Annotated in this window: 7 protein-coding genes; all 7 read right to left on the reverse strand. The window is 35.4% G+C overall.

Features of this window, described 5'->3' with window-relative positions; translation table 11 throughout:
• Positions 1-1,725 precede the first annotated feature (1,725 nt).
• Entirely contained in the window at positions 1,726-2,523 is a 798-nt protein-coding gene (locus AC4PL9_RS05625; protein WP_491603793.1) for a hypothetical protein, read from the reverse strand.
• A gap of 669 nt (positions 2,524-3,192) precedes the next feature.
• Positions 3,193-3,657, reverse strand: a complete 465-nt coding sequence (locus tag AC4PL9_RS05630) for a hypothetical protein (protein WP_491603794.1) — start codon at positions 3,655-3,657, stop codon at positions 3,193-3,195.
• Positions 3,647-4,861 carry an RHS repeat-associated core domain-containing protein gene (locus tag AC4PL9_RS05635; RefSeq protein WP_491603795.1) on the reverse strand — a complete coding sequence of 405 codons (1,215 nt, stop codon included), beginning with the start codon at positions 4,859-4,861 and terminating at the stop codon, positions 3,647-3,649. Before AC4PL9_RS05635 ends, AC4PL9_RS05630 begins: the two co-directional genes overlap by 11 nt.
• 565 nt (positions 4,862-5,426) lie before the next feature.
• Positions 5,427-7,001, reverse strand: coding sequence for an RHS repeat domain-containing protein (locus AC4PL9_RS05640; RefSeq protein ID WP_491603799.1), 1,575 nt, complete (start codon positions 6,999-7,001; stop codon positions 5,427-5,429).
• A gap of 105 nt (positions 7,002-7,106) precedes the next feature.
• On the reverse strand, positions 7,107-7,652 hold the full coding sequence (locus AC4PL9_RS05645; RefSeq protein WP_491603796.1) for a hypothetical protein: 546 nt from the start codon (positions 7,650-7,652) through the stop codon (positions 7,107-7,109).
• 10 nt (positions 7,653-7,662) lie between these two features.
• The gene (locus tag AC4PL9_RS05650; protein ID WP_491603797.1) at positions 7,663-8,391 is read right to left on the reverse strand and encodes a hypothetical protein; all 729 of its coding nucleotides are present in this window, start codon (positions 8,389-8,391) and stop codon (positions 7,663-7,665) included.
• Positions 8,392-8,883: 492 nt separating this feature from the next.
• Positions 8,884-10,466: RHS repeat-associated core domain-containing protein (locus AC4PL9_RS05655; RefSeq protein WP_491603798.1), on the reverse strand; the 1,583-nt coding region annotated here is incomplete at its 5' end.

Below are 10,466 nucleotides of genomic sequence, written 5' to 3' on the forward strand. Positions count from 1 at the left end.
CTGACAAATGAAGAGGAAAAGATCTGATCGTTTAGGTAATTAGCTATTTAAACAAACTCCCGTTCCAGGGAAATTCTGCCCCTCGCAAACCCGTTAAAACCAATACATAATATAACAGACAGGCAAACATGAAGAGTAATATCCATTTTCTTTTCCGGGGAAAACTAAAAAACAAAATACTTAAAAGGGACATTACAAGTAATCCGACTACGACATAAAAGACATCACCTATTCCCACACCAAATGACAATCTGCCAAATACAACTCCAAGAATCAGGAGAATAAATATGACTTCAAAAAATACAAACGCTATTATTTTTTTATCCTTTATAATTATATTCAATTGATTTCAATTTTTGAGTATGCACACTAATCTGTAAGACTCACCTAATTAGAAGGATTCATAGCACAAATAAGCAAAAATCCATTTGGCAAGTTCATGGAATCCAAAAATTAAATTACATTAGCAAAGTAGCTTAACTCGAACTCCGGAAAAATTAGACAAGTCCAATATACGTCATGTCATATTTCAAAATAGGTAGTACTATAAATCTTCAATATAACGTAGAAAATAAAGAGTTATTGGATAAAATGACCCATCTTCTAAATAAGAAGAATTATAAAGCTTTACAAGGTTACAACACGTTACATTTTAGTAAAAAATTAAAATTTCAATCAAACGGATGGGAAACAATTACAAAAAAATCAAATGTTGCTAATCATGGACAAATAGTAATTCACGAAAATAGGCAAATCAGTTGCTATTTTTTGGTTACTGTTCAATTTTTCACCTTAATTGTATCTATGATTATTCTTTCTCTGTTTTTATGGAAAATTCTTCTTTATGATATTAAATTTTCACTTGTAAGCACCTTTATCTTTGGTCTATTATCTGAAATATTCGTATTTATCCGCTGCAAACTGCTATCAAAGAAATTACTTCTATCAATAGTAAAAAAACTCCATTAATCAAATACACTATAGATCTATTTCCTGAGTTAAAGACGCTCAAACTACTCAAAAAAATCGGGTGGAGGTTATCTCTCACCCGATTTAACTGTTTTTTCAAAATAAAAACAATGAAAATCAATGATTTAAACACTAAACAGTGCGTGACCAACTAATTGAGTATACTACCAACTCACTTTGTAACTCAATTTCTTCTGGAGTAAACTCATATTTAGACAATTGGTTCATGAAGTCATTAAGGTCTTGACGTTTTATGTACTTTGTTTCATCGTAGATATATTCTTCCATAATAAGCTATTTTCACAATGGTCTCAAAGTTAAAAAGACTGCCCATTTTCTGACAGTCTTTTATATATTTTTCATTCAGTTTTCTCAAAATTTAAACTGACCAATATTGGAACAGTTTTGTTGCGGAATTGCGTGGAGTGTGCAACACAGTACAGTTTATAAAAAAATTGGACCTTGTGGAAATTTCTCCTGTAAAAAAAGAATTGAACCAATTAGATAAATAACACTCATCACTGCAAGTTCAATCCATATTTTTCTATCCTTAACTTTTAATAAAATTAAAACTAGGATTAATACAATGAAACAAATATAAATCATAATACTTGTTTCATTGTATTTATTCCAAAACTTAAGAAACTTAAAAGACACAGGCTCTTCAAATTTAAAATAAAGGAAGAATACAATATTTCCAAAAAAAGGCAAAGTGAGAAAATATTTTAAAAAATTCATGTTTTAATTAATTTAGTTTTAAGTTCGATTTATATTTTCCCTTCCACTTTGATTCATTTCATTTTTAGGAGTTTCGATTTTACTATCTATATACGGTGTCTGCATAAAGTTAAATAAATTAAAGTTCCACTCATATACTTTTGGATTCAATTCATAAGTTGCATTTGGTGTTTCTATTTCTCTATAAAAATTATAGTAAGAATTATCTTCAAGGTCCCAAACTCCATCCTGTATCCACGCACCTCCATATAAAAGACTGTTATAATTAGAAGAGCCTCCCACTGTATTCCCTTGACTAATCCAAATTCGTTTATTTATACCCATCGTGGTACCTGTAATAACTTGTGTATGATTAGCGTCTCCATCATTATTAGCCCCATCATAATCAAGTAAAATAATATCACCTTTTTGACCTTTTTTAAACCCTTCGTTACCTTCTCCAATCAAGTTTGTAGTATTTTTCAAATCATTGGCTCCTGTAGAGTTAAAAGCTAATAATCGAAATATTCTTTTAGAGGGAAACTCTTCAGAACCCGCATTTAGTGTTCCAGTTCCATTGATAACTGTAACGGGTAGATTATTATTTGATGCAAACTCAATTAAAAGGTGTAAAGCGAAATCCTCACATGTAAAACGATTTTCTTCTTCTACCATTTTTGCAGTTTCTACTTCTATAAATGACCTATACTTACTTATATAATTTTCATCCCACCTATTTTTAATTGGCCAAGCCTCTAGTCCTTCTAATTCTATAGCATCAATAACTCTGTTCTCACTAAACGCATAGGGTGAGTTATGAGGATATTTAGATGCCAACGGGTCAACTTTAAAGAATCTTCCAACCCTTGGGTCGTGCATTCTATACTTGTAATTAATACTATTTCCTTTTTCCTTTCTGCTTGTGCTTTTAGGAGTTCAATTTTCTGCGTCCCGCAAAGCATTTTTTTTGACAAGTATTTTTCTCTGTTTTAACCCCTTCAAAATCCCCTGAAAAACAGACAGGAAGGGCTAAAATGGAAAAAGGAAGAAAAACGAGCGGAACGCCAAGAGCCACAAGGGTTTACGGGAAAAATACTGATTGTGGAAAACTTTTTTGGATTGCAGGGGCAGGAAGCAGGTTTTGAGAAGAAATAATGTCCTTACAGTGTGAGACTATGCAAAAAAGTTGCAACCGAAGATATTGCGATTCCGTGTAACGGCAGATTCATTAGTATAGGCAGGACTAAGTAAAATTGCTTCTTATTTTGTTTTTTATACTCCTTGAAGCATTGAACCAAGCCATAAATAGCAAAGGAACTTGCAAACAGATGGAATATCAACAACGGATAGCCGTAATGTATTATGCTTATTCTCAGGTAATCAAATACAATGGGATTGAATATATAATACAGTAACGCTAAGGCTAAAATCAGGTAGCCAATTCCAATTAACCTTATACCGCTCCAATAACGATTGCCTTTCTGCTCACTTTCTATTAGTTGCGTGTCAATCATTTTCCCACTCGATACTAAAAATCAAGTCGTTAAAATCTGTATCAGGGTATCCGTCATTGCAATGGTAAACACGTTTATTTTCTGCTGTTTGACTGATTTCCATAGCTGCCCCATTGTGCCAATGCTCCATACTACCATTTCCTTTATCCCATACGTTGTACACTATTAGTTCTCTATTTTTTGACTTCACTTGAACATCAAATTGTTTCGGTGCAGTATCTTCCCAAAATACAGGGCGATTAGGTACTTTACTACCATTGTCCATTATGAACTCTCCCTTCGTTTTCAGTACAATGCCTTGTTTCCATTTGCTATTTGTCTCTAAAAATTCAATCCGTATGTTTTGGCTTTTGGCAATGGGTATTCTATCAATAAGCACCAATTCTCTACCCTCATAAATTATCGGTTGCCCTTGTGATTGTTGAAATAGTTTCTCAAAAGACATATTATCCTCCATTTCCTGTATTTCTATATGGGTCTATTGCTTCGTGTTCAGCAGGCCATACTTCCTCAAAATCAAACAAACCGTCTTCCCTTTGTGGTGGTGTATGGTGTAACTCCATACTTTCCATTTTACCCGTTTCAGGGTTAAGTCTTTGCGGTGCTAATCCATTTTTCATCCTTGCAAGATTTTCAGTAGAAAAATCTCCTTCACCTGCGGCATTTGCTCTATTTTTCCAATAACGCTGTCTAACTGTACTCCATTGGGGTACATTGCCTTTAGAAGTCAAGTTATTAATAGGGTCGCCTACTTTCCAACCTTTAGTGCTGTTCGCTCTTGTTCTTGGTACTGTACCTCTTGAAGGAACACGGGTTCGCATCGCTCGACCTAACAAATAGGCTAAAGCTGCTTGTTTGACTATATCGCCCAAAATTTCTTGGTCGGTACTGTATTCTCCGCTATAAATCGCTCCTAATGGGTCTTCTTTAAACTTGTCGAAATCTCCAATATAATTTCCTGTACCACATCCCGGACAATCACCTGCAACTCCTGTAAATGTGTACGAGATATAGGAATTATTGGGACCCGGAACTTCAACTACAATGTAATCCGTCTCGATTGAGTTAGGAATTAACCAATAGTCAACCGTCTTATTAAATTTAAGTTTTGGCTTTTCGGAATTTAGATTGATTACATAATACTGACCTTCTAACCCTTCTATTTCTTTGAAAGCAATAGGTGAATTAGACGCAAATTGATAAGGTGTGAGTTCGGGATATTGTGGGCTTAATGGGTCAACAGCAAAAAAGCGGGCAATTCTCGGGTCGCACATTCTGTACTTGAAATTCAGCGAGTTACCATTCCCTTTTATCTCATCGTCCTTTTCTTGACCCATAAATGAGTAACGATAACTATCCGCATTATCACTTCCATTCCTGTTTGGCATCTGCATCCCAAACGGATAATAATCCGAATAACTCACCACATCCGGCTGATAATACGCAATAGCTCCTAAGCCATCATCCACTGGTAACTTCCGGTCAGAAACCACCGAAAGGACATTCCCCAGGTGATTACTTAATTCAAAGAACTTTTCTCCCCGCGTCTCTTTGGAAACACCATCCCACGAGTAGTACGTCATAGCCGGAGGCGCTCCTCCTCCCGGCCCCGAGGAGGTAGAATACGTTCGTCCCCCAATATGTCGGTAGTCTTTAATCATTCCCAGTCATCAGGTGATAGTTTGAGACACTACCCCCATTTATTAGAGTTTTGCATGGAGTTGCCCCTTATGGATTTACTTTTTTTAATCTATTGTAATTTTTTTTTCTTAATCGATATAAAACTATTAAAGCGGAAAATAATATGATAATGGATATAATTTGATTTAAATAATGTAAAGAACTAAAGTCAGACCAATATAACACAAATTGGACGTAATTTTCATGTGGGTTAAATCCCAATTTCATTGTAAAAAAAAGAGAAACTACAACCAGAAGCGAAATCGATAATTTGATTTTATCTTTAAAAAAAGAAAACAAATCGATAATCATAATCAGAAACAATACAAATATTGGGGTAAGATTTAAAGTTAATATTAAATGTAAATAATCTTCGGGGGTATTAATTTCGCCTTTCAAAAAAGTTAAAGCATCTCCTACATAGATTAATCCGAAAAGTGTTTTATTGAGGGTAAAAATAATAGATGAAAACAAAAGTAAACATAAAATCCCTATTGCGAATGTCATAAAATATAAAAACATTAATCTAAATACCATTTCATTAAATTATTTATTAGTAGAATTATCTATTACACGTTCTAATGCTTTAAATGACTGCTGAACACTTGCTGCCATTTTTTCAAAATAACCTGAATTAGATTTAATGTCGTTTAGAACACTTTCGGCAAACTCTTTTCCTGCAATGTCCTTGATTTTGGTTAAAGCATCTATTTGGTCTTCAAAATTCAATGATGCTACTTTAGGAGCCGTATTAGATTGGTCTGATGAAAAATCAGATTGTTTTGAAGACAAAGTATACTTACCATCATTTCCATCAACAATTTTTTGTTTCACGGTAGATACATTAACATGCGCTTCTGTTACATTAACAATTAAACCTTCATTTTCGCTAATTGGCTCTCCATACTGTACTGTTACAATTTGAGTCGTGATAGATGTAACTAAAAAATTTTCTCCATTAGATTCTTCAACTGTATAGTCAGTATTATAGACCGTAAACGTTCTTGACTTGACATAATTGTATACTTTTCCTGTACCTTGCCTCATTGCATTAAGATTGGTCAGAGAAACAGCCGTATTATTAAATTGCATGGTTTCTTTATTCGATATCTGTTGGCTATTTTGTACCTTAATCTTCACTTGCTGTCTTTTCACATATTCTGAACAAGTTGGATACCATTGCCCAGAAGCTAACCTAATTCCTTCAAGCCCTTCAAATTCAACCATTCCAATTGGACTATTACTGCTAAATTGATAAGGTGTCAACTCTGGGTAAATTGGAGTCAACGGGTCCACCGCAAAGAATCTCCCCACTCTAGGGTCATGCATTCTATACTTATAATTCACACTATTCCCTTCACCTTTTATCTCGTCATCCTTCTCCATGCCATTGAATCCATAACGATACTCCCCTGTACTTCCATTCCTGTTCGGCATCTGCATCCCAAACGGCATATAATCCGAGTAAGAAACAACATCCGGCTTGTAATACGCTAAACTCTCAGTTACATTATATTCAGGCAACTTACGATCTGATATGGTAGCCAGCACATTGCCCAGGTGATTACTCAACTCATACCGCTTATCTCCCACAACACGCTGTTGAGCCGTATTAATGGTTATACTACCTGAGCTTGTAGAAGCAATTACTTCGTTTACCTGCTCCACTCCCAAACGAGAAGATCCATACAAATTCCGTTCTGTTAGGTACAGATTGGTCTCACCATCTTCTGTTTTCAAGGTATAAACCGTCATTACATTTCCCTGTGCGTCACGTACATAATACGTTTTCGTAATTCCTTCAGTGTTTATAACCCCCGGCGCAGACTTTGGATACACCGTCTTGGTAATTCGTTGTCCCATTGGATCGTAATCAAACTCTAAATCAGGCTTTTCACTAAACGCATAACGTTCAATCTTTTTCACTTTACCTGTTACTGTCCATTCGATGTTTTCAATTTCTTCCGTTTTATCTTGCACAAGTTGCCCGATGGCATCGTAACGGTAGTTATGGGTGGTTTCATTTGTCGATAGGTGATAGTTTGAGACACTTACAACGAACTTTCGTTCATACAGGGTCTTATTTACACAAAAAAGAAGCGAGTGGATATAGATATCCACTCGCTTCAATACAAACTTATTTTTCTATCTATTATTTTTCAATAAGTTACATACACTTTCTACCGGCAGGTGATAATTTGATACACTACGTACCTGGTGATATATTTATTCTTTTGAAATTAGATAAAATTCGACTTTTTTCTCCACTTCATTTCTATAGTTATTAATGTAATCGAACAATCCAAAAGGATATTTACAATTATCTTCTAAAAAATCCCATTGAACACCCAGCACTTCGAAGTAAGACAATTTCTTTATCTTATTAATAAGTAGAAATGCTAAATCTCCTACCAATAAATTCCTATCTATACTACAAGCTTTAGCTTCTGATATAGTGGTGTCTGATATTAGAGCAATTATTCTTTTTTGTTTTTTGGAAAAAACAGCTACTACTGAACTAAACAATTCATCTTCCATAATACTATAAGATTGATTATTCCAGTTAATAGAAATATCTTCCACTAATTGCACTAAAACTATACTATCTTTACCGCTCTCCATCCCCTTTTGATTCATTGCATTTAAGTTTAATGAATCTTCTTTTAATCTTATTTCTCCATCTATATAATCGCTGTCCTTTGAAACTTTCAACTCTCTTGAAGAACAGTAGGAAAACAGAACGAGTGCACATGCAAAAATTAATCCTTTCATAACGCTTATTTTAAGGGCGCCCTAAATAAGAAGGGTCAACACGTGTGTTATCCTGATGCATAATATATGGCTTAAGTTCAATAGGTCCTTTTCGCCTGATATTCATTTGTAAGGTAATTGGAATCTGTACAAAGCTTGGAATAGAAGTTGCGGTGGATTTGCTTAAAACAACTCTTGAGCCGTGACTTCTACCATCTCGGTAAACATTCGTTATACCTTGTGCTCTTAGATATAAATTTGTCATTTGGATTGCATCTTCATGTCTGTAGGTAGACGTCCCTTTTGTCCGCCCCACTCCATGACCTAAAAGCTCATGAGCCAATAATTCTCCTGCTGAACTATTTCTCGAAGTATAACCATCTCCACTTCTATAATCCGGAATACTAGCCGTTGAGTTCATAACGACAATAGTATAACTCCCGCTCCCAAATGACCCATTAACACCGCCACCTGCTCCCCCATCAACTCCTGCTCCAGTAGTATATCCAGTTAAGCGAACTCCATTTGCGCTTAATGATTCACTCCTATTAACCATTTCGACTGTATGAACGTCAGAACTATTAATTGCACCATAATAACCATAAGCTAATTGCTGTTGCTCAGCACTCAAGTTAGCAACTGCACTAGTAAATGCTTCTTTACCTATGGACTGCATAGTTACACCATTCGAATCAAGTGAAAACAGATTTCGTAAATCTTCTTCATCGCTCACCTTAATAAGAAGTGTATCTGTATTCATCCTGCTGATATCTCTTGCACACAGCACATTGATAACGTTGAGTTTCTTTTATTTTCCCTTTTTTATACAATTTTTTGACAATAATTACAGTTCATCATTAGGTGATAGTTTGAGACACTACCCCCTACCCTACTTTATTCTATACTTCCATTTAACATACTGCAATGAAATGAGCAATAAAAAACATCCCACTAGAAGCAAATTTGATTCGAAAAAGTCATTAAAAGGTCTTTCTATGCTTGTTGAGAATAATATTAGTAAACAGCATATAAAACCAATCAATGGCATTATATTCCCCCTCTTTTCTCTCAATTCTGACTTTTTCAAATAAAATATAAGAATAACCAATTCAAATATTACAGTAAATATCCCTAAATATGATGAAAAAGTATTATCTGATATAAATGCTACGACAACAGTCAATAGTGTGCACAAAGAAATTGCCAATAACATTCCCATGTTTTTATTTTGCATAATATACAATTTGTGTAATCATTCATCTTCTTTTGGTGTACTTCGAACTTCATAAGGTGTAAACTCGACTTTTATTTTTGAAGGATCTTCTTCAGAATCAGGCCAAAAACTTACAGCAGCTCCAACACCGGTTACAACCCCTCCAATAACATTTAATATTACACCAGGAACCGCCCCAACGACACTAGCGTCCATTGATAAACCTAAATCAAAAATAGCAACTCCGGCAGCTGCTGTTGCTTGCCCGACCTTAGTCTTTGTATCATTAGAACTTTCATTTTCTGTCGCTTCTGTTTCGCTTGGACTTATCTTATTCTCTTGTATTTCCAACACAATTGTTCGTAATCTATCGGGAACACTTGCAGTTTTGATATCCTGATTACCTTCTAAGATACTTGCATTATTAATTGGTAAGGTTTCTTTCTCTCCAGTTATTACATTAGTTACAACTGTTCTTGTCCACTGATAAACACCCAAAACCTCCCCCGTTTGTACATCAACCTTTACGGTAACCGCGGTAGTCGTCTCTATTTTTATACCATCCTTGTAGTTGAACTCCCTAGTTTGGACCTCTTTTACGGCTGCTGTTCCACACTCCCTACACTTGTCATTCCATTCAAAAGAAGATGTTAACTTATCTACATACGTAACGTCGCTATAGGGATCTCCCTCCTCTAGTCCTTCAAGTTCAACCATGTGAATAACCTTATTACCTGAAAACTGATACGGTGTATACCAAGGATATTTATTAGTGAGAGGGTCAACCGCAAAAAACCTCCCAACCCTCGGGTCGTGCATTCGGTATTTGTAGTTTACACTATTTCCTTCACCCTTAATCTCGTCATCCTTCTCCTGTCCTTGGAAACCATAACGATACGCATTATCTCCTCCTGAACCAAGTAGTCCTCCTGTACAATTAAGAACATAAGTACTATCTACTGTATAAAGCTGGAAATTATCCAATTGTGCGGAACAATCCCCGCCTCCTGCTAAATAAAAACCAACTTTGGAGGAACCTGAACCTGATACAGTAAAACTACCACTGTAATGACCTGAAGAAGTAAGATGAGAAATATAATCAAATCCACTGCCCTCAAAAAAGATAACACTATCTGCTCCTGAACAAGATCCCACTAAATAGTCAAACTCATAGTAATACGTGATCCCATCCGTTTTTGTATACCCCACAGATATTTCGTTATCCTGCGGAGAACCTCCTGAAGAACATTTACTCAGACCCAACCGGGTATTCGTTACAACAGGAAAACCTATTATGTGAAATCCAAGAGCACAATTAAGGCTACTCCAGCCATTTACATTTCCTTCTTCAAAATCATCGTCCAGAATATAAGACTGATCAACAACTAATGAGTCCGAACAATCTGCAATCGACAATTCTCTCACATTTAAAGGCATTCCAAAAGGAAAATAATCACTATTCGAAATCACATCCGGCTTGTAATATGCTAAACTCTCAGTAGCATCAAACTCCGGCAACTTACGATCTGAAATGGTAGCCAACACATTCCCCAAATGATTCGATAACTCATACCGCTTATCCCCAACAACTCTTTGTTGAGCTGTATTGATGTCAATATTTG

It is taken from the genome of Wandonia sp. (genome assembly GCF_984588085.1).

Coding starts and splice junctions, on each gene's coding strand:
- AC4PL9_RS05630 (WP_491603794.1), bottom strand. CDS start 3,657: ATGGAGGATAATATGTCTTTTGAGAAACTATTTCAACAATCACAAGGG.
- AC4PL9_RS05635 (WP_491603795.1), bottom strand. CDS start 4,861: ATGATTAAAGACTACCGACATATTGGGGGACGAACGTATTCTACCTCC.
- AC4PL9_RS05645 (WP_491603796.1), bottom strand. CDS start 7,652: ATGAAAGGATTAATTTTTGCATGTGCACTCGTTCTGTTTTCCTACTGT.
- AC4PL9_RS05650 (WP_491603797.1), bottom strand. CDS start 8,391: ATGAATACAGATACACTTCTTATTAAGGTGAGCGATGAAGAAGATTTA.